Raw genomic sequence first — 21,233 nt, forward strand, 5'->3', positions numbered from 1 at the left:
GGATCCCGCCGAGGGAGCGTCTTTCTGCGTGGCTGCTTGCTCAATTTTTGACATGGTTTCCTCGGCCAATCGAATTCGATGAGGGCCCAAACTGTAGCGCAACGGAGTTCCGTTTCATATGAGCACGAAGTGACGAATTCCGGGTAAACTGTTTGGACCCTCGATTGGTTGCATTCTGTTGATCGGAAACTTTCTCGGATTCACCACGCGAGATCGGACCAAATCCGAGCATGCAACGATGTCGGCCACCGGGGCGTGATTCGTCATGCCGGAATCTCGCGTCGGTGTCTAGCACCTCCTGCAGTTCGAGGATCGCCTGGAATGCTGAGGTTGGTCCAACCGAAGCGCCGAAAGGAATCGCGGTCGATAGGACCAATCGGACAGATGGGACCCATACGTCCTATGTGTCCTATTGGTCCCATTGCACGATCGTTGCCCCGGACGGCAAGCTTCAAGCAAAACCGCCGGCGCCGAGGTTGCATCGACCGAAGCGGCGGAGCACCCCGCCGAAAACGCATCGGTGTCTGGAAAAACAGAAACACCGACGCGCCGAAACGGGCAGATCCGAAAATGCTCCGGTTTCATCGATCGGTGGATCGACGCCTTCGCGAGTGGCAGAACCGCTCGGTGGCGAAAACGCGGGATGCGGTCAACTCGCTCTGCATGACGCGCCATCAAGGATGGGCGTAGAAGAGATACATCGCGCCGTACGTCCAATTGCGCGCCGGCATCTTGGGATAGTTCTGGCGATCCATCATCAACGCGATGTACGGCGCAGGGTACCCATCGGGCAGCGGGATGATGTTCGGCCAAATCCGTGTGCCCGTGTTTTCGTTCCATGGCGGCAAGTGCATGTTCAATTCGCCAACCGGCTTCAGATCGGGATAAGAACGGATGTAAACTTTGCGATCGGCACTGCCGAAAAATACGTAGCGTGACTTGCCAACCTTTTGGATCAACGTCCCCGTGCTGTCCATTTCCACGGGGCCAGCCAAACGCTGATACCCGCGGTCCCACTGATCGGATTCCCACATTCCCGCGCGATACTTTCCGGCACGCTCGGACAGCAATAACCGCCACTTGTCGGCCTGTGAGTCATACACGCCGTGCGGGTCTTCGTGTTCTCCCTGCAGCCCGATCGGTCGGGCGTGCATGATGGAAAAGCCCTGGCGAGGATCGCGATCACTCCAGACCGCCAGGATCGCTTTTTCTTCTTTTTGCGATGTCGTACCGAGCGCGCTGAATCCAGTGGTCCAGCCTCGCCATTGCCCCGACGGCTCGTCAAAAAACAAATGCGAAGCGAGTTCATTGCGCCAGAGACCGTCGCCCATGTCAAAAACAATGATTCCCTCGAAGCGGAGATCAAACACCGACGGGTTCAGGGAAAACACGCCCTGTAGCGGATGCGGCAACGCTCGCCCCCGCACGGTCATGGTCAGCCACACCCGACCCTGATCCAGCAGCGGCGTGCCGTCTCGCGTGGTGATGGCACGAATGTCGGCTTGGCCGCAGCCAGGCGTCAACGCCGAAATCACCTCGTCGATTTCAACCGATGAATGCGGCTCCAAATCGCTGGACAAACAAAACTCAAAACGACGAATCAATTCCTTGCGGCGGAGTTCGAGATGTTGGTTGAAATCGGGATACCCGACCAAATGCGACGTTCCTTCCGACTCGATGTAAAGGTTCGCGCCAACAGCCAACATCTGCACGCGCAGCCGAACCGTCCCCGTCGTGTTCACGCCTTGGGGCCATGCAAATCTCTGCCGGTCCACTTCTTGCCCCGCTTTCGTCACCACCCATTCGATCGCCTCGTACTCGCCGTTGTTGACAACGACGGCTGCGGAAAGGTGGTTGTGCTGATGCCTGTCACGAAACAGCAATCCGATTCGCCCGCTGCCAGCGAACCGGTGCAGACCAAGTTCGTAAGTCGCAAAGGGATTGAAACCTCCGATCCAGCGCGCCGACGACGCGCCGTTTGCGGTCGAGAGTTTCAGCCTGCCGTCGTCGATCGAAACGAGAGACGCGCCTGTTGCGTCTCCCACGACCGGATGCATCAGGTCCAAACCGACGATCGTGGCCGGGGCCAATGCGGCAAGAGGAATCTGTTGGGGCGTGTCAAAGACCATTCGTCGCACGGCTTGCCGAGAAAACTGCAGCGACTGTGGCTTGATCTCCGGCGTCTGGGCCAAGCCATCGATCATCACGACGCAGTGAAAAACAACGCACACCAGCGTTGCAATCGGGCGGCAGGTGTGGGCGACTTTGCAATTTGTCATTGGAAGCGACATTCCGGGGAGAAACAGGAGTCTAGGGCGGACAGACGCAGGCGGCAACCGAATCATAGAGGGAACGATCATCGTCCAGCTGCGTCATTTGACTTCAGTCAAGCCAAATCCGCGACGGTGGGCAAAGCCGCTGTCCTTGACTTGCATCGCCTGGAAGGCGCGTTCGCCGAGCACCGGCGTATCGCTGATCCCGTAGGTTTCTTGAAGACGAACGATCGGCTTGATCATCTGATAGCTCAGCCACCGAAGCCAAACATCGACGCCGTGGCGGCGAACGTGGTCGATGCTCAAGTTGAGGGCTCCGGTGCATAACCCCGGTTGGCCATAGCCCAGTGAGCCGTCGATGTCGACGTGTCGGCGGGTGCTGTGGAGCAGGAATCGGGCCGTCTCCGCATAGCGCGCGTCGCCAGTGCCCAGGTAGACACGGTACAGCAGAACGAATCTCTTCTGCACTGGTGAACGCCACCACGAGGGTGATCGCGAGGAAGGTTCCAAGTCTCATGAGGCGGAATTGCATGATGGAGGCGAATCGACCCAGTTTAGTTGCTCGCGCGGGCGAAGCTTGACCTCGCCCCCTCCATCCTTCGTCTTTTTGTGCATTTCCGGTTGTCGCTCTCTTCGATTTCACGAAGTGCGCGCCGGAGCGACTTCGCGCGCCGCAGTCGACCGAGGTAACCGCGTGTTCGCCCATGCCAGATGCCTGGGCGGCCACCAGATCCTGCGACGACACGCTAAACTGAGGCTAGAAAAATGCTCGAGCCGTTCTTTTCGTCACCCGCCGATCCGCAGTTTTCGAATCCATGATCAGACCATTTTTCGTGTTTCTCGCGCCGCTTGGCTGCCTTCTGATGCTGTTGTTCACGTCGTTGACTCCGTTTCGGATGATGTCGTTGATGGGTGAAATGATGCAGCCCGAATCGCGTGTCTCGAACGTGACCTGGATGGCGCCGGTGGGTGGACTCGGTGCGGTGATGTTTGGTCTGGGCATGATGTTCCTAACGCTCTTACGGCGAAAACCCAAAATCGTCGCCCGGACGTTACTTGGATTCGCAGCGTTATTGATGGTCGTCGGCGCGGCATCCAACGCATTCGGAGACTGGTTGATGATGTCCGCGTTCCGCGATTTGGCAACTGCCGAGAGTATCGACTCCGAAGGCTTTGTGAGTTCGTTTGTCTCGGCCAAAATTCCGATGTTGGTCGGCTATGCTCTACTGCTGGTCGCGACGACTGGCATCGCTACGGCAGCGACCATGATGACAGACAAGGGGCGACTCGCGCGACGCTCGGTAATGATCGGTGCGGTCAGCTTCGCCGTTCTTTTGATGATGGTGTATTGGGGTCAGGCATCGATACTCCCATTCTCAGAGATCCTCGCGCGAAAATCGGTGGAGCCGAGTGCTTTGGCGGGAAGCATCAACGGCATCCTGCGTTCTGATTTCCTTTTCCAAGGATCGGTCTTGGGTTTCGCCGTGTCCACACTGCTCGTGGCGGTCGCCGGCGGAAAACAACGGACCGGTGACTAGAAACAGTGGATGACGCAACGGCACGGGCGTGAGTGTTCATGTGCAAACTTGAGGGACCGTCCAGCTTCAGGCGACCGCTTTTCGGACGTACGATGGCCCCTTCCGAGCCGTCGCCCGTAGGGCTCGCCCCGACGACCTCGAAAGGGCGTCGTACCACCATCCGCTGACCGTATCGCACTCCATCGACGAGATCGTGGGTCTAAGTCGCGTTTCGCGTCATTCCTGACCCGGATCTTGCATCCGCTGACACACTTTCCCCTCTAAGAAGACCGGTTCTATTCGTCCGTGAACAGCGGCTCAAGCCAACGTGGACGATGTGGGGAAGTTACCGAATCGACTCGTGTCTTCCATGCCTGATCGTCGACAACCGAGTCGTCGCTGAATTCAAAGTACGGGAACACAGCTCCACGGCAAAGCAGTCCTTGGCCGTGATCTGGGTACAACACGTAGATTGCCTGGGGGCGTGCCACCGCGATGTGCACGTGATTGCCATTGGCCTGCGTCAGTACGCTCACGCAGCGCATCGCATCGTCGAGCGGATCCGAGGCTGAATGCAATTCGTAGTTCAGTAGAGCAGCAAGTTTTTCGCCGTAGTTTGTGATGAATTGCTCGTCTTCGGCAGTGAGCGACTGTTGCATGAGCTTGGTGCGCAGCGTGTCGATCGAGTCCGGCAAATCGTTGCTGTCTGGATGAAGCGAGTTCAAAGTCTGTAAACTCCAGTCATCGGCACCACCGAAGAAGTCGCGATACGCCTCTGCGAATGAAGCCCAGCTCGTGTCCTTGGCCGCCTCACCGATCAGGCTGAGCGAAAGCAGATGTTCGTCATCGCCCACATCAAACGGAATGGTTTGCAACCATCGGACCGACCGGTAGTGACGTCGAAGTTTATCACTGCGTGTGTGGAGTCCCTCTGGCGTGAAACGCGAATAGTCGATGCCGAGAAACGACGGTCTTGGTTCGCCGAGCCAGTCGGACATGGATTGCCCCGTTCCGCTTTCCACGCGCGCCGTCTCCTCTTGAACGATCCGGCGAATCTCGGAATTGGGTTCATAGCTCGGATCGATCAGCTGACGAGCAACGCCGATGACGGTTTGTGCGCGACGACGGGCCGATCGGGCCACTTCGGAATCAGCGGACCGACGCGTCACAGCAAGACGCTCGTCAAGCATCGGCAGCAGTCTTTCCAACTGTTCAACCTGGCGAAATTCCAGTTTGAGAATCGAGTCTTCGAGAATCCGATGAAACGCATTCAGGATTGAGTCGGATGTGATGAATACCGGATGGTCTTGATTGGCGTACGCTTGATAGAAGTGTCGGAACGCTTCCGACGTCACGGCGACTTTGCGCGACGGATCTGCCTGAAAGACGGCAAGTTGCTCGCGACGCTTCACCGGTTCGTCCCGTTTCATCACATACGAACTGACCAACGCGGTCTGCTCAATCGCACGGTCTGCGTATTTGTCGTTGGAGGGATCGAACTCGACCGAGATTCCTCGAAGTCGTTGTCGTTCGTCATCTGGAAGATCGAAATGACCGGCTTCCCAGCGTTCTCGCAAATGTCGCGGAGGTGGACCGAAGACACTGATGCTGCCGAACCACAACAGCAACCCGACGACGGCGAGCACGCCCGAGATGCCGATCAACAGCCATCGCAGTTTGTTGTTGGCCTTCCGGTCGATACTTTCGTTTATCATCAGCGATCCACCACTGCTTGCGTGTCTTGGGGAAGTTGAACGGAACGGACGGCGCGGACCACCGGCCAACTGGCTCGTCGCTGGTCTGCCTGCAGCCCCACCTTCTTCAATTGCACGTGCTTGAGGCAAAGATTCAGGACTTTTTTTCCGGCTTTCAACTCCACAAGGTGTCGGACACCTTTATTCGGCTTTGAACACCGTTTCGATGATTTTTGCAGCCTCGCTGACGCCGTCGACCGAGGCAATCGTCGCTTGAAAGGCGTTGGCTTTTTCGCTGTATTGTGGGTCTTGCAACAACGTCTGCAGAGTCGTGCGGATCTTCGGCACCGTCAGTTTCTGCAGCCCGATGACGCGGCCCAAACCGTGATGTCGAATCCGCGCGGCGACGCCGGGTTGGTCGTTGGTGATGGGGATGGCCAACATCGGGACACCATGAGCGATGGACTCGAGCGCCGTGTTCAGCCCCGCGTGTGTGATGCACACCGAGGCCTTCTGCAACAGCTCAAGTTGTGGGGCGTAGCCGACGGTGATCGGGTTCCCCGGCAGGTGCGCATACTCGTCGGGAGTGACCTTTGCACCGAGCGAAATGACCAACTGCACCGGCAGCTCCCGGCAAGCCTCGGCAATCATCTCGAAGACCCGGCGAATTTGGTTTTGTAACGTCCCCATCGAGGCGTAGATCAATGGAACGTCGTCCGACAAACGGTCCCAGGGAAAGTCCACCGGCGGACGCGACTCTCGACTATGAAATGGACCGGTGTAGTGTAACGTTTCGTCGATCTGACTTCGGCGAAAGTCAAACTGTGACGGAAGCTGGGTCACCTGGGCCAACTCTGATCGCAGCTCCGTAATCGACCTGTAGTTCGGCAAGCGATTCGCCCGCTGGTATTGGTTTGCGATTGCGACAAGCGGTTTTGCCAGTTGATTTTGTAGACCGTTGAGCAAGCGAATCCCGAGCCGGTCCAACGGACCACCAGCCGGCCCACGGTGGCTGAACACCGGAGGGACGATCGCGTCGAGATTCATCGGCAGTGCATTCGACAATGTCACAAACGGAATGCGTTCGGAACGAGCAATCACGGCGCCGGCGGGTACAACCTGGTCAATGACCAGCCCATCGACTTGATCTTCCCGAAAGCACATCGGAAGTTCACTCAGCCCAATGGTGATCCGGCGTTTCAGCAGTTCGACGGTGAACCGCACCGCCCGCAACCCCGTCAGAGTTCCGAGTTCGCGATAGCTTTCCGCAATCGATTCCTCGCCCAGTTCATGCAATCCATAGGGACGCACTCGAAAGCCGGCCGCTTCGATCTTCGCCACTCCGTTGACGAGCGTGTAGAACGTCACCCGATGACCTCGTCGCTCCAACTCTTTCGCCAGCGTAATCGAGGGATTGATGTGTCCCGGAGACGAAAATGTTACGATCCCAATCTTGCTCACATCATGCCCCTGCGCTGATGATCTGTCAAAGAAGGCGGCATTCGGCGGACGGCCACCGGGCGAAACGCTGCCGCCGTTGGGCCGCGATGCCGATCAGATGATACATGATTTTAAAGCACGATGCGTGGCAAGCGAATCCGTGGCAGACGAAGCCAGCCGTCGTGGATCCACAACGTGCACCACCGGTCTGCCCCTGCGGACAGCCGAACACGGCCTGTCATTTCGCTTTGCCCTTCAAGACGCTGAAATCAGTAGGATCGAATTGGACCTGCCAACTTCCGCCCTCTGAGCTCTTCCCGAATTCATGAAGACATCACCCATCCCCTGGAAACGATTCTCAGTCACCAACACCGCGATCGGAATTGGCGACAAAAACGGAAATCGATCAGCTTCGGAAACTGGATTGCTGTCCATTCAAAGCAACACCGTGCGAAGGTCTCCGATCAGAGCGCAGCGCATGACCAATCTTCAACACGTCGCGTCCGGGTGGAAAACCCAGACGCAATTGTCGTACGAAGTGAAGTCGCAACCTTATTTCTTCGGCGCATCCGCTTTTGCCGTTGATTGACCCTTGCGATTCACTCGATGAAATCTGATCAAAGGTGTGTCTGGAATGTCTTTGCCATTCTCTTTCATCTTCTTCATTTGCCATGTATGCGTGTCCTCGTCAATGACATTCAAGTACGAAACGCCTTCCAGCATTGTTCCATCGCCCGCTGTGTAGGACCACGTAAGGACCCATGCGTCGCGTTCTTTTTGCCATTCGCCGGTGCCAGACCCGCCAATGACACTAAAGAGCCAGTGAATGGTCTTTTTGGTTTTTGGATCACGACCAATCATCTCAAGCCCCTCGTGAACGGTCTTGCCACCAATTTCGTCGCGAAACTTAAGGCGAATGTAGTTCTTGTTCTGCATCCACGAGTATGCATTCGTGGTCCGAACTTTCGCACCCACCGGATAAGCTTCGCTGAGCATTGCTCCTGATTGAACCTGCCAGCTGCCCTCCCAGTCACCAATCATCCACTGCATCGCTTTCAGCTGTTCGTAGTCAGGCCCCGGCTCGCGTGCGAACGCATGACCAACCAGAAAGATCGATCCAATCAAGCACATCAGCGTTCGTGTCATTTCAGTCTCCCAAAATAGGTTGTCGGTGCCGAACGATCTCCGTCACACGGCGTGAGCGGTTGATTTTGATCTCAACAAGTGGATTCGACCGAGCGTTCAGGTGCACGGCTTTGTTCCTCGATTCACGTCGGTTTCTCGGCCGCGTATTGGATCCGGCCGATGGCAAGAGGATACCGAGGCGAAACAGACGAATCAAATCGTTGTGGGTGAAACGCAGGCCATCGGAAAATCATCCTAGTGCTTTGTTCCAATTTGCAATTAGGGTTGGCCAGCGAAAAGGGGTCAGACCCCAATAGTGCGAAGCACCCTTCGGGCCGTTCCGGCTATTGGGGTCTGACCCCTTTTCGCGAATCTCTCATCGACCCGAACATTGAAATGGAACAAAGCACTAGGCTCGGCGAACGACCTTTGTGCTGACGAACGGTCCAGCACACAGATCGAAAGCAAGCGCAAGTTCTTTGAATGGCTGCGGTCCAGTCTTTTCGGTCCGCCCGTTTGTCGGCAGTGTTGCGTCTTACTCCTACACCTGAACGAACCCGTCGATGCGGATGTGCATTTCCGCACGCATGGAAGCCGAAAGTGCGCTTGGTTGGGAAGCGGATTAGGTGTTGCGGTTTTTCAGACTGCGGCGGCAGCAGACGCGTTTCATTTCATCGACCGGCGAGGTTTGAGCACCGCCCCTTGGCGCGTCGGTCAAATCCACAAACGTGCCGAGCGATCGCACCGAACAGAGAAAACGCAATTTCTTCGCGCAGTCGGTTGCATCGACCGACGCGAGTTCGCTAAAACGCTTCGCTGCATGCTTCGCCAAATCTCAGACCTGATTTAATGGTGACGCATTTCGAAGGCAAAGACCAAGACGGGAAGCGTGTTACGATTGATGCTCGCTTTGAACGAATTGATACGACTTCCACACCTGAAGAGTTTCGCGAGTTTGGAGAGCTCATGGTGGGACGGTGGTCAAGTGATGTCACGGTGATTGCACCCTGGCCAGGGTAAGACAAGAAAGCCGGTGAAAAGATCATCGGCTACGCGAACCGTCGTTGGGTTTCAGATCGGAGACTTCGTTTCGGTCGGATAGACTGAAAGTAGAGCCACCCTCCCTACCGCATGGAGAGAGCATTCATGCATCGTCCCCACAAGAATCACTTTAGCGGCTGCGTCATCGGTCAGTGCCTGGGCGACGCGCTGGGGGTTCTCCGTGAAGGCTGGCCACGGGAGGACTGTGAGGTCTATGTTGCCGGCCCGTTGCGGTCATGGCTGCAGGGACAACTGGACGAGAACGCTTGGTCGGGACAGTACACAGACGACTCACAGCTGGCTCGCGAACTGATGCAGAGTTTCGTCGACTGCGGCGAATTCAATCCGGCGGATTACGCCAAGCGGATCGCCGCGATCTTCGTGGAGGACCGGATCGTCGGTCGCGGGATGACGACCCATCATGCCGCGATGCGTCTGGCGGCCGGTCTGTCTTGGGACGAAGCCGGAACGCCGGCGCCAGCAGCTGGCAACGGCAGTGCCATGCGGGCCGGCCCGATTGGGCTGATGTTTGGGGACGTGCGTCACGTGATTCAAGCTGCCTGCGATCAGGGTCGAATCACGCACCAGGATCCGCGGGCCTCGGCCGGTGCGGTAGCGATTGCCATTGCCGTTCATCTGGCTCTGCGATCGAAAACAATCGACCCACCAGCCTTTGTTTCCCAACTGGCGGAATTCACGGCGACGATTGATAAGGGCTTCGCGGAAAGCCTGCGACAACTGTCGGATTTTTGGGAGCTTTCCGTGGAGGAGGCTGTCGATCGAATTGCGGTGCTGGGGCAGGAGCCAGGAGCAAAAAGCGACTGGGACCGCATCTCACCCTTTGTCGTTCCCAGCGTGATCTGGAGTCTTTATGCATTCTTGAAATCGCCTGACGACTACGCGGCGGCTGTCAGCACGGCGATTCGCGTCGGGGGAGACGTGGACACGACGGCCGCCATGACGGGAGCAATCAGTGGAGCCTATTTGGGGCTGGATGCACTGCCTGCACACTTGGCAGAACGCGTCCATGATCGCGGCACTTGGGGCTACAAAGCCTTGGTGTCGCTTTCGCACAGGTGTTTTGAACTCTCTGCCGGACGTTGACTCTCCAGCCAGGTTCACCTGCTTCGTGCACCAGAGCCGTCGCTTGCAGTGAATGATCTGACCGCTCTTTGGCCAGCTTGTTCGCCGCGAGCCTACGGAGTTCTTCATCAACGAGCGGTAGGAGTTCGTCGGCGGCTTCATACTTCGTTTCTCCTTGTTGATGATTTCCCGGAGTGCGGACAAAACTTCTGCCTGGCAAGTTCCCGGGTAGGACATCGGCTTCTAAGCTCTCGATCAATTCGTCGCATTGCTCGACTAGTTCTTTCCTCCGAAGCTCCTCTGCGTCTTCCTTTGTCGAAGCGAACCCGTACCGATCGAATATCCCACGATCAAAACGTCCTGCTACACGTGCCACTTCACGCCCCAGGACCCTGCCACGGTTTGCGACCTGCGATACGCTGGGTTTCATTCGAAGGCCTAAGAAAATCCACCACTCTGGATTCATGATCTTGGACATCGCTGACATCGCTGGTGGAAGTGTGGAACCGATGGAAAACGAGTGAAGTCACCCACAGATTCTGCGGAAGACCCAAACAAAAAACAAAGTCTACCACCCGGTTTCGCTGCCGAATAAAAAAAGCATTTTCACTGAGGCATCGCTCCGGCCTTTCTCGCTTTTAAAGGTGAATGCGGTGAATTCGTTGCGGAGCGGTAGGTGGCACTTTCGGGCCAAGTACGGATAACGTGCTCGCCGAGCGTGCCTCCACTGACCGACGACGTCGGTCCGCTGGAATCGCTTCGATCCGCGTCCGGGTCTCGCCTCGGCGTCCGATCGTTAGCCAGTTCCGTTTTCAAAGTGGTTACACGGGCTGTTTGGGTTCTCATTTCCGTTTTTGCTGAACAACTGACTGCAACAGTCCTTGCGCCGTCCTCACGGTTTCGCAGTGGCTCGCGTTGGGCCGCAAAGTGAGCACGGAGATCTACCTGAGAGATGAGCATGAAAAAGCTGCAACGCCGGCGGCGGAAGTACAACCGATTGCACGCATTCGAGGCCCTTGAGTGCCGGAGACTGTTGGCCGGTGATGGCGACCTTGATCTCGGTTTCGGAACGGGGGGGACCGTGGCGACCGACGTTATCTCTGGCGATCAGGCGAAAGATCTCGTGCGGCAGGTGGACGGAAAACTGGTCACGGTCGGTACCTCGGTGGTTGGGAGCGCCGTGCAATTCAGTCTCACGCGACACAATGCGGACGGGACGCTCGACGGCTCCTTCGGGACAGGCGGTATCGTCTCCACCGATTTCGGAGTGCCTGGAGGCGGGGGCTTCGAGGCGGGAGTTGTGCAAACCGACGGCAAGATTGTAGCGGCCGGTTTCTCTGGAAATCGTATCGCTGTCGCGCGGTTTAACGCAAATGGGACGCCCGATACGTCGTTTGACGGTGACGGGATTGCGTTGGTCTCGCCACTTGGGAGTAGCAGCTCTATTCGTGATGTTGCCATTCAGACCGACGGGAAAATCATCGTCGCTGGCACCAATTTCAACGACCTGCTCGTGGCCCGCCTCGAATCCAACGGTGCGGTCGATTGGAGTTTCGGGTCGTCGCTGGGGCAGGCGGCCATCGATTTCGGGAGTAGTGAAGTCGCGGACGCCGTCGCCATCCAGGCCGACGGCAAGATCTTGGTAGGGGGCCACATCGGCTCCGAAGCCGACGGCCTCGTCGCTCGCCTGTTGCCGAATGGGACCGTCGATTCCCAATTCGGCGATGGCGGGAAGTCCATCATCGATTTCGCCGGAGGCGGGCTGACCGGCGATAAAATTCTGGACCTCGCCTTGGACGACGCAGGTCGCATCGTGTTCGGCGGTCGGGCGCGCACGGGTACGTCTTCGGAGTTTGTCGTCGGGCGGCTGACGGCGGGCGGTGAGCTCGATGCGTCCTTCGGCGGAGGCGACGGGGTCGCTCTGAATGGAGTAGGATTCGAAATTCAGGAAATCGTGCTTCAGAAGGACAGCAAAATCTTGGCGGCTGGTCGAGGCAGCGGCCCGGCTATCGCGCGCTATAACACGGACGGCAGCCTGGACACGAGATTCCGCGACGGAGGCTACTTTGAAGACGGGACCGAGTTGCAAGCCCAAGCAATCGTCCTCCTGCCCGACGGGAATTTTGTGACCGCGTTGTTCGGTGCCGACTTCATCCTACGACGGTTTATAGGCGGGACGCCTGAGGCTCAAGCAGGCGGTCCGTACGCCATGTACGAAGGCGATACGCTGTTTCTCGATGCCGCAGCCTCTACCGATTCCAACGGCGACGCGATCACGTATGGCTGGGAACTGGATGGCGACAACGATTACGACGACGCCGGAGGAGCTTCACTCGGGCTATCCTGGTCGACCTTGGTCCAGAACGGCATCGCGGCGGACGGAAATTTCACGATCGGAGTCCGCGTCACCGATCCCGACGGCAAATTCAGTGACGCGACCGCTGCACTGACCATCACGGATCCGCCTGCGTTCACGGCCGGAGATCCCTACGAGCTATTCGGCCCAAACGGGCTGGTACAGACCGATTTTCTGTCGTCGAATCGTGATCTCAGCCCCGACATCGCGCGACAGCCCGACGGCAAAATCGTGCTCGTCGGTGAAACGAATGCCACGCTTCGCAATATGGTCGTGACGCGTTATCTACCCGACGGCACGCTCGATTCGAGTTTTGGACAGGGCGGCATTGTGATTCCGGATCTGCCCGGGACGCATTGGGCCGAAGCGGTCGCGATTCAAGCGGACGGCAAGATTCTCGTCGCTGGTAGTCAAGCCAACAAGATTGCGGTGCTGCGGTTGTTGCCCAACGGCGCGCCCGATACATCTTTTGGCGACGGCGGACTTGTCTCGGCTGGTCCCGGCAGTTCCAACCGCCTATTCGGCGTGGACATGGCCATTGACGGGGCGGGCAACCTCGCGGTCTTAGCAAGAACATCGAACTCGTCCGCTCCCACGAGCCTCGACTTCTTTGTCGCACGCTTCCTCGGCACAAACGGCGATCTGGACCCGACCTTCGGATCGGCGAGTCCCCACGGCTCCGGCCTGGTTTCGGTGGATTTCAATAACGGTTTTGATCAACCGACCGCCGTGGCGATTGGAGCAAACAATGCAATCGTCGTCGTCGGCCGCACGAAGGAGCTGGTTTCCGGATCCAACGATGATTTCGCCATCGCACGGCTCTCCAGCAACGGGGAACTCGATTCTACGTTCGACGGCGACGGCACCAAGGTCGTTGACTTTGGATTCGGCAACGACGAAGCGCGAACGGTTGCGGTGGACGCCTCCGACAGGCTCGTGATTGCCGGACGAGCGGAAAGTGCCTCCTCCACCGATTTTGCCGTTCTCCGCATGGATGCGGCCGGAAATCCAGACGCGACATTTGGATCGAGCGGTCTTTTGACCATTGATGTTGGGTCATCGTTCGATATCGCCACCGATGTTGCTTTTGACGGGACCGATCTGGTGCTGGTCGGCTTGGGGCCATCGGATCTGCCCGTCCTTCGCCTGCAGGACGATGGGGCGCCTGACCCGAGCTTTGACGCCGACGGCATTCAGACGATTGATTTTGGCGCTTCGAATGACCGTGGCAACGCGATTCTCGTCGATGGCTCCGGGACGATTACCGTCGCCGGGGACACCTTCTCTCAGGACTTTGTGTTGGCCCAACTGGATAGTACGGGGCAATTGAGCCCCGATTTTGGGGACGGCGGGAAAGTCGTCACGGATATCCAGTCGCCCGGACGTAATATTGGAAATGCCGGATTGGCTCTACCCGACGGCAAAATGGTGGTCGCCGGCAGCTCTGGACCCTCACCCTTCGAAGATTTTGCCGTAGCCCGCTATCAGGCTGACGGGACGCTCGATCCGAGCTTCGGCGTTGGGGGCCGGGTTGTGTTCGACTCGGGCGACGGCGAGGAAGCCAATGAGGTTCTTCGGACACCTGACGGCGGATTGCTGATCGTCGGTGGTTCGAGCGGTGCTTTACGCGTCATCAAGTTACTGCAGGACGGCACCCTCGATGCAAGCTACGGCAATGCCGGCTTGGCCCAGCATTCGCTTAGCTTTTCGAGTGCGGATTTGGCTCGAGCCCGTCTGGATACTGCTGGCCGTCTCGTTGTGGGGCAGACCTATCGCGAAGGGGCCACCGGGAATTACGACTTCGCCGTGGTGCGGCTGCTGCCCAACGGCGACCTGGATTCGGGATTTGGCAGTGGCGGAACGGCACGCATCGATTTTGGCGGCACCGACCAGCTTGTGGACCTGGCAATGGACAGTACCGGCCGGATCGTTGCCGTTGGTCTCTCTGTGAACAGCGGCATACAGCAGTTGGCCCTGGCTCGCGTCCTGGACACAGGTGCTCTCGACACGTCCTTCGCCTCCGGTGGCAAGGTGACAGATGGGTTGGGTCAGGCCTCACTTGGCGGAACAGCCGTGACCCTGGATACCGAGGGCCGGATTCTTGTGGGCGGCGGTCCTTTGATTGCCCGCTACTTGAATGACGGCACACTGGACACAACGTTCGCGGCGGGGGGCGTCCTGACCGATACTTCGACCTTTGGCCAGGTCCTCGATGTTGAAGTCTTCGATGATCGCATCGTCGCCTTACGCGGTTCCTCTCCGAACTTGATCAAGCGTTACTTCCAGGACGGCACTCCCGACACGGAATTCGGGACCCGCGGTGTTTCCGTGTATGGTGGTCGCATCCTGCAGCACTTATCGGGCAAGTTGATCACCGTTGGTACAAGTTCCAGCAACGGACCAACGGGATTCGATTTTGCCGTCGCAATGAACCACAACCGACCGGGCGACGACGATGCGGACGGCTTGAGCGACGACGTGGAATCGGGAGCTCCCAATTCGGGTGATGGTAACAACGATGGCATCCTTGACAGCGACCAGGAGAATGTCGCCTCGCTGCCCAATTCGGAAAATGCGCAGTACGTGACACTGGCCTCGGAACCCGGAACGACACTCGAATCTGTCTTAGCTCAGCCGAACCCATCCCCGGCCGATGCACCTCCAACCGCGCAGTTTCCAGTCGGTTTCTTCGACTTCAATGTTCAGCTGGCTCCGGGTACGACATCAACCACGGTGACCGTCTTTTTGCCGACGGGCACCACTGCGAGCACTTGGTACAACTACGGTGCGACTCCCGACAATCCGACCCCGCATTGGTACGAATTCGCCTTTGACGGTCAGACCGGCGCCGTCATCAACGGCCAACAGATCACCCTGCACTACGTTGATGGCCAGCGCGGCGACAGCGACCTGACGGCCAACGGCACCATCACCGATCCAGGTGCCCCCGCCATCCAGCCAGGACTGATCGTGCGTCTCGATGGTGCCGATCTTCTTGTCACCGAGACAGGCGGCAGTGCCAGCAACAACGACCTGCGAGTCCAGAAGCACGGCAGCGATCTCGTGATCAGCAGTCCGAGCGAGATCATTCAGTTGGATTCGTCGGTGGTCGGTACCGGCGGCAGTACGAATTCCGTGACGATCAGCCCGTCGCAAAACCCGGGGATTACCGGTTCCATCGTTTTCGATCTGCTCGGCGGAGATGATGCGCTCACCGTCGATCTCGCCGGCGGCGACCTGCCGTTCCCCGTCCGCGTGGACGGAGGCTCCCAATCGGTCGGTGGAGTGGGAGACCAGCTTTTCGTCGAAGGTGCCGGCACGGTCGCCACCGCAAGCTTCGACCTGACAACCCCATCAGCCGGCATTCTCACCATCGACGGCTACGGACCGATTGAGTTTGTGGATGTCGAACCGATCGAGACTGCTTTTGCCATCGGTTCTTTAAGCTTCAACTACGGGGGTGCAGCGGATTCCGTCGTGGTCGGCGACGGTGGAATTGGCAAAACGTCGATTTCCTCGGGGGCCGGCGCAACGATAAATTTCCTGAATCCGACTTCCGCTTTAATTGTCAACGCGGGTGGCGGCGGCGACGTGGTCACCATCCAAGGAGTCGGCAGCGGCTACGACGCCGACCTCAACGTTGCCAGTGACGACGTGGACGTCAGTGCCGCGACCGATCTTGGGACCGGTACCGCCTGGTTTGGACCGTGGATGGCCGGTGCCGACATGACATTGGGATCGGCCACCGGCTTTGCGGTTGGCGATGCGGATTTGGATCGAATCACCGCGGCCAAGGTACGGCTGGGCGACACGACTGCCGGATCCTTTGTGATTGGCGAAACGGTTCGTTCGGCAACAGTTCAAGAGCTGCTACTACAGGCCGGCGGTACGGTGACTCGGACGGGAGCGGGGCGGCTGCTTCAGGATCGCGTGGCCATTGATGCCGGCGGTGAAATCCAACTCGGTGCTTCTGCCAATCGTGTGGATGTTGTAGCGCTGCGCAGTGCATCCGGTAACGTCAATTTTGGCAACGGCCAGAGCTTTGCGGTCGGGGAAGTCGCTGGCGTGGCCGGCGCCTCCGCGTCAGGAGGCGTGGCGTTGACGGCCTTCTCCGGGAACCTCACGATCGACAACTCATCCGCCCTGAATGACGTCGATTCAGGCTCGACGGTCATCCTGACGGGAAGCGGTGACAATGCCACCGCCACGATCGCCGCTTCCGCGCGGGTGTCGGGCGATGTCGTCGACTTTAGAATCGACGAAGTGGAACTGGCCGGGTCGGTAGTCGCGGGAACTCAGGTCAACTTCCGTACCAACGATTCGATCGATCTCGGCGCGGTCGGTGACACGACGGCGGGCGTGCTTGAGTTCTCCAACGACGAACTGAATCGCGTGACTGCACCGGTTGTTGAATTTGGACGCTCCTCAAACGCATCGATCTCGATCAGTGATCAGATCTCGGCCAACAGTGTCCAGAATCTGCGGCTTCGCACTGGCGGTTCCGTAACACAAACTGGAAGTGGGGTTCAACAAGATCGTCTTGCCATTGAAGCGGGAGGTGATATCGCATTGGGTTCGGGAGCCAATCAAGTTGGCACGATCTCCCTTCACAGCTCGGGCGGAAACGTCAATCTTGCCAACGGCACGAGTTTCACCGTGGGCGAAGTGGCTGGCCAAGCCGGCGTTTCGACTGCTGGCAGCGTCTCACTGATTGCCAACACCGGTGTCATTACCGTCACCAATACTTCGGCAGCCGACGACGTCTCCGCATCACAGACGATCCTCTTCATCGGGCTCCAGAACGATGCATCGTTGACGCTCGATGCGGGAGCGGTGATTCGTGGTAACGTGATCGATTTTAGGATCGATGATGTGGAATTGATGGGCAACGTACACGCCAGTTCTGCCGTAAACTTTCGCACGCTCGACGCGGTCGACCTTGGCGCGACGGGTGATACCCAGTCCGACGTCTTAGAGATCTCCAACGCAGAATTGAACCGCGTGGTCGCACCGCTGGTCGAAGTGGGTCGCTTTGGCACGGGCGAGATTCAGATCAGCGACGTGATGGCGCCCACCGGCATCGATACACTCAGCTTGCGCACTGCCTCCGGGATCAATGACGGGCCAGCCGGAGCTTTGATTGTCCCGAGCCTTGGAATTCGATCGGTCGATTCTGTCGTTCTCGACAACGCCACGAGTGGCAGCGGCAACTCGATTCAAGTCGTCGCGGCGCAGGTAACGGGCGCGGACGCTGGATTTACCCTCGAAAACAACGGTCCACTGACCATCGGCACGGTCAACGGTATCGAGGGGATCACGACCAATGGTGGTGGCATCACGACCGTCACACACAGTCCGCTTTCAGTACTGGCCAACGTCGGCGAGACCGGGGGCGGAGACATTCGCTTGGTCTCCACCAATGATGGTGGGCAAGACGATGACCTGCTGATTAATGCTTCGATTTTGACCACCGGAGGAAATGGAAAGGTCGTGCTCGATGCGGGAACCGATCTGATCGTCACCGATTCCGGTAGCAATTTCATCCAAACGGTCGGTTCCGGAGTGATCGAAGCGACCGCCTCTGGCGCGATTCGAATTGATCTTGGCGTCAACTTATCTCAAGACGCAGGTTCGCCGACCTTTACGGGCGATGAACTGAGCCTTCGCGGCACCGAGGGTGAAGATCAAATCTCGTTGACCTCGCCCTCCTCCGGCGGTCTCGTTGAAGTCGCTTTCCAAAACGCCATCTTTGCGACGATTCATCTGCCCAACCTGGCGTTGATTCAAGTCAACGGCGAAGGCAGCGACGATGTGATCACGATTGATGCATCGGTCACCAATACCACTGAATTGTCAGGGGGTGACGGCCAGGACATCATCCAGGGCGGCGGAGGCGTCACTCGCATCGACGGCGGGGCCGGTGACGACGAGTTGATCGGAGGTGCCGGATCCAACACACTGATCGGCGGCGAGGGTGATGACACGTTGGTAGACGGCGGTGGAATCAACGATGTCGTCGATCCCTCGGGAACGGATACCTTTGTCGAAGGTGGGGGAACCAACGTTTTCTTGGGGCCGACCGGAACAACAAACGAAGACGCGAGCCAAGTCTTCGGAGAACTGATTGTCGTGGACGCCAGCGGCAATCAACTCGATATCGCGTTCTCTCCGCAAACCGATGTGGGGGGCGACTTTGGCTTCTTCACTCTCTCAGCGAATGGCGAGTGGATTTACACCGTGAATGCATCCGTCCTGCAAGATCTCAATGCGGGTGATCAGGTACAGGACACGTTCGCAGTCGCCTCGGTCGACGGTCAACTAACACAGAGTGTCGTGATTCGAATCCACGGTCGTAACGATGTTGCCACGGTCAGTGGAATCTCTTCCGGATCAACCAATGAAGACAGCGACGCACCGGTTAACGGCATTCTGATCGTTGCTGACCCCGATGATGGCGAGTCAGAATTCGAACCTCAGGTGGACGTTGCGGGTTCGTTCGGACGTTTCAGCATCGCGGAGAATGGCACATGGAGCTTTTCCCTTGATCCCGTGGCCGTCCAGACCCTCAATGCAGGCGATCAGGTGACAGATGCATTTGTCGCCCGGTCATTCGACGGTACCGCCACGCAACAAGTTCTGATTCAAATTGCAGGGCGTAACGACGCCGCAGTGATCGGCGGAGTGACAACGGGAACCACGAATGAAGATTCATCGGAGGCAATCACCGGCCAACTCACCGTCGCCGACCCGGATGAAGGGGAATCGGTATTCATCGCGCAAACGAACAGCGTGGGGGCGTTTGGCCTATTCAGTTTGGCGGCTAGCGGCCAATGGACATTTGCACTCGACTTGCCATCCGTCCAAAACTTGAATGCTTTGGATCAAGTGAGTGACGTGTACACGATCAAGTCAGTTGACGGCTCGGCATCCCAAGTAACGATCTGGATCAACGGCCGGGCCGATCAACCGCAGGCGGTTGCGGACGCTTTCACCGTGGATGAACTTGGCGCCTTGGTCATCGATGCGTCCGCTGGGTTGTTAGCGAACGACCTGGATCCAGACAGCGGAGGAACTTTATCAGTCGATCAGGCCCCCGTTTCGCCTCCGTCCTTCGGGACCCTGGCACTCGCGAGCGATGGCAGCTTTGTTTACCTTCCGGAGGTGGGATTTAGCGGAATCGATAGCTTTGAGTATCAAGTCGTGGATGATTCGGGTCTCACGTCGATTGGCAGGGTCACCGTGACGGTCCAACAGCAGGCAAATGGCACCGTCAACCGCGTATCCTACTTCGACCGGGGCGTGGTCGGCCAAGCCGCCGTGGTCAAAGGAACCGAAGTCGGTGATGAGATCGACATTCGAATCGACAGCGAGGGGCTGTTCAGGATTGACCTTGCTTCCGATGGGGCCGCCAACCAAAGTTTTCAGATCGATGCCGCCATCACGCGATTCTATGTCTTGGGGTTGTCAGGCGATGACAAGATTAAAGTGCTTGCGAACACAACGGTCCCGGCCTGGATTTACGGCGGCGACGGAGATGACCAAATCCGCGGCGGCGCCGGTGACGACGTGATCTTTGGCGGGGCCGGAAATGATCATGTCGCCGGCCATATCGGTCGTGACTTGCTCGTGGGTGGGGTCGGAGCCGATAAGATTCTCGGCAACAACGACGACGACATCTTGATTGCGGGACGAACCGTCCACGATCCCAACGTCGCAGCGGTCAATCGCATCATGGCCGAATGGCTTTCATCGACAGACTACGCCCTACGCGTCAACCATCTTAGGAACGGTGGTGGCTTGAACGGCAATGTCGTTTTGAGTGAGAACACGGCCTTTCGTGATAACGAACGAGATATGCTTGTCGGTGGAGGTGGAATGGATTGGTTCCTCGCCAGCGAGGACGAAGATTCCATTCATTCAAGCAAGGACGAGGTATTCACCGATCTCGAGTTGCAATGGTTCGCAAGTAACTAATTTTGGAACGGGCCTACGCGATTGCCGCGTTCGGTGCTAAGCCGAAGCGTCGGGTTACGTCCCCCTTGGGAGTGTCTTTCAATCTCGTCAGGAATCGTGCCAGGTTTTCCACGAGGAACTGGTCAAAGCGACCAATATTCTCGGGACCACCTTTCTTTCCCGCGGCGTGCGCCAATCCGTGCCAGTCGGGTTTTAACCCCAGGACACCAGGAAACGCTCTTGCGCGCGACGGACCATAGCTTCCAATTTGATACGTGGAAATCCGCGTCAAATCGGTCTGGAAGGCGAGGAACTGAAGGTCGTAGATCGCTTTCAAATATTCTTTGGGTGCATCGACGGTCGCATCGAGCGCGATGGAATCACGGTCGACGTGTGGAAGCGGAATGTCCAGCCAACTGCTTGACCGCTGGATGCGATGTTCCACCTCTCGCACGGATGTTTCGAACTCGGACATCTTCCGCTGGTCAGCGACGCCCAGCTTGTGACGCAGGGATTTCGATTGATCCATCACCAAGTCGAGAATGCTCTCGGAGTTCTGCAGTTTGCTTCGGTCTTGTTTGCTGGCACCATCCTGGCCAAATAAGCGTTCAAAGACCTGTTTGGGATCCGACAGCGCGGGTATGGGTTGCCCCTTATCGGTGTATGAAAGCGTCGTCGTTCGGCATCGCAACTCCGAAAGGAAACAGGATAGCGCACATCCGCCGGGGCAGCAGTCGCTGCTCAGCAGAAC

10 protein-coding genes and 1 pseudogene are annotated in these 21,233 nt (G+C 57.8%); 3 read left to right on the top strand and 8 right to left on the bottom strand.

What is annotated here, in order from left to right; all coding sequences use genetic code 11:
- Nucleotides 1-674: 674 nt before the first annotated feature.
- Nucleotides 675-2,279: a hypothetical protein gene (locus NZK35_RS09770; protein ID WP_259632349.1), complete on the bottom strand. Its 1,605-nt coding sequence runs from the start codon at nt 2,277-2,279 to the stop codon at nt 675-677.
- A 93-nt stretch (nt 2,280-2,372) separates the two neighbouring features.
- Complete coding sequence (locus NZK35_RS09775; protein WP_259632350.1) at nt 2,373-2,741, bottom strand: hypothetical protein; 369 nt, start codon at nt 2,739-2,741, stop codon at nt 2,373-2,375.
- 347 nt (nt 2,742-3,088) lie between these two features.
- On the opposite strand from NZK35_RS09775, the gene NZK35_RS09780 reads away from it, so the two are divergent.
- Complete coding sequence (locus NZK35_RS09780) at nt 3,089-3,811, top strand: hypothetical protein (RefSeq protein ID WP_259632351.1); 723 nt, start codon at nt 3,089-3,091, stop codon at nt 3,809-3,811.
- Nucleotides 3,812-4,086: 275 nt separating this feature from the next.
- Here the strand turns inward: NZK35_RS09780 and NZK35_RS09785 are convergent, their stop codons facing one another.
- The 4 genes from NZK35_RS09785 to NZK35_RS09800 form a co-directional block, all read right to left on the bottom strand.
- Nucleotides 4,087-5,505 carry a DUF3160 domain-containing protein gene (locus tag NZK35_RS09785; RefSeq protein ID WP_259632352.1) on the bottom strand — a complete coding sequence of 473 codons (1,419 nt, stop codon included), beginning with the start codon at nt 5,503-5,505 and terminating at the stop codon, nt 4,087-4,089.
- A 180-nt stretch (nt 5,506-5,685) separates the two neighbouring features.
- Entirely contained in the window at nt 5,686-6,852 is a 1,167-nt protein-coding gene (locus NZK35_RS09790) for a glycosyltransferase (RefSeq protein WP_323379629.1), read from the bottom strand.
- 624 nt (nt 6,853-7,476) lie between these two features.
- The gene (locus NZK35_RS09795) at nt 7,477-8,070 is read right to left on the bottom strand and encodes a hypothetical protein (protein WP_259632354.1); all 594 of its coding nucleotides are present in this window, start codon (nt 8,068-8,070) and stop codon (nt 7,477-7,479) included.
- 601 nt (nt 8,071-8,671) lie between these two features.
- A complete protein-coding gene (locus NZK35_RS09800) occupies nt 8,672-8,881 on the bottom strand; it encodes a hypothetical protein (RefSeq protein WP_259632355.1) in 210 nt (69 codons plus the stop codon).
- Between the two features lie 314 nt (nt 8,882-9,195).
- Between NZK35_RS09800 and NZK35_RS09805 the strand changes: the two genes are divergently transcribed.
- A complete protein-coding gene (locus NZK35_RS09805) occupies nt 9,196-10,194 on the top strand; it encodes an ADP-ribosylglycohydrolase family protein (protein ID WP_259632356.1) in 999 nt (332 codons plus the stop codon).
- 19 nt (nt 10,195-10,213) lie between these two features.
- Here NZK35_RS09805 and NZK35_RS09810 read toward each other — a convergent pair.
- Nucleotides 10,214-10,393 (bottom strand): annotated as a pseudogene (locus NZK35_RS09810) (ECF-type sigma factor); the annotation flags it as partial.
- Between the two features lie 738 nt (nt 10,394-11,131).
- Between NZK35_RS09810 and NZK35_RS09815 the strand changes: the two are divergent.
- Complete coding sequence (locus NZK35_RS09815; protein WP_259632357.1) at nt 11,132-20,503, top strand: VCBS domain-containing protein; 9,372 nt, start codon at nt 11,132-11,134, stop codon at nt 20,501-20,503.
- Nucleotides 20,504-20,516: 13 nt separating this feature from the next.
- Here NZK35_RS09815 and NZK35_RS09820 read toward each other — a convergent pair whose 3' ends face one another.
- Nucleotides 20,517-21,173, bottom strand: coding sequence for a DUF1552 domain-containing protein (locus NZK35_RS09820; protein ID WP_259632358.1), 657 nt, complete (start codon nt 21,171-21,173; stop codon nt 20,517-20,519).
- Nucleotides 21,174-21,233: the final 60 nt, after the last annotated feature.

The sequence above is a fragment of the Stieleria sedimenti genome (assembly GCF_025060895.1).
GTDB classification, from domain to species: Bacteria; Planctomycetota; Planctomycetia; order Pirellulales; family Pirellulaceae; genus Stieleria; species Stieleria sedimenti.

What these genes read in the sequence shown, in the direction of transcription:
- NZK35_RS09770 (WP_259632349.1), bottom strand. Translation starts at nt 2,279, where the DNA reads ATGACAAATTGCAAAGTCGCCCACACCTGCCGCCCGATTGCAACGCTG.
- NZK35_RS09780 (WP_259632351.1), top strand. Translation starts at nt 3,089, where the DNA reads ATGATCAGACCATTTTTCGTGTTTCTCGCGCCGCTTGGCTGCCTTCTG.
- NZK35_RS09785 (WP_259632352.1), bottom strand. Translation starts at nt 5,505, where the DNA reads ATGATAAACGAAAGTATCGACCGGAAGGCCAACAACAAACTGCGATGG.
- NZK35_RS09795 (WP_259632354.1), bottom strand. Translation starts at nt 8,070, where the DNA reads ATGACACGAACGCTGATGTGCTTGATTGGATCGATCTTTCTGGTTGGT.
- NZK35_RS09805 (WP_259632356.1), top strand. Translation starts at nt 9,196, where the DNA reads ATGCATCGTCCCCACAAGAATCACTTTAGCGGCTGCGTCATCGGTCAG.
- NZK35_RS09815 (WP_259632357.1), top strand. Translation starts at nt 11,132, where the DNA reads ATGAAAAAGCTGCAACGCCGGCGGCGGAAGTACAACCGATTGCACGCA.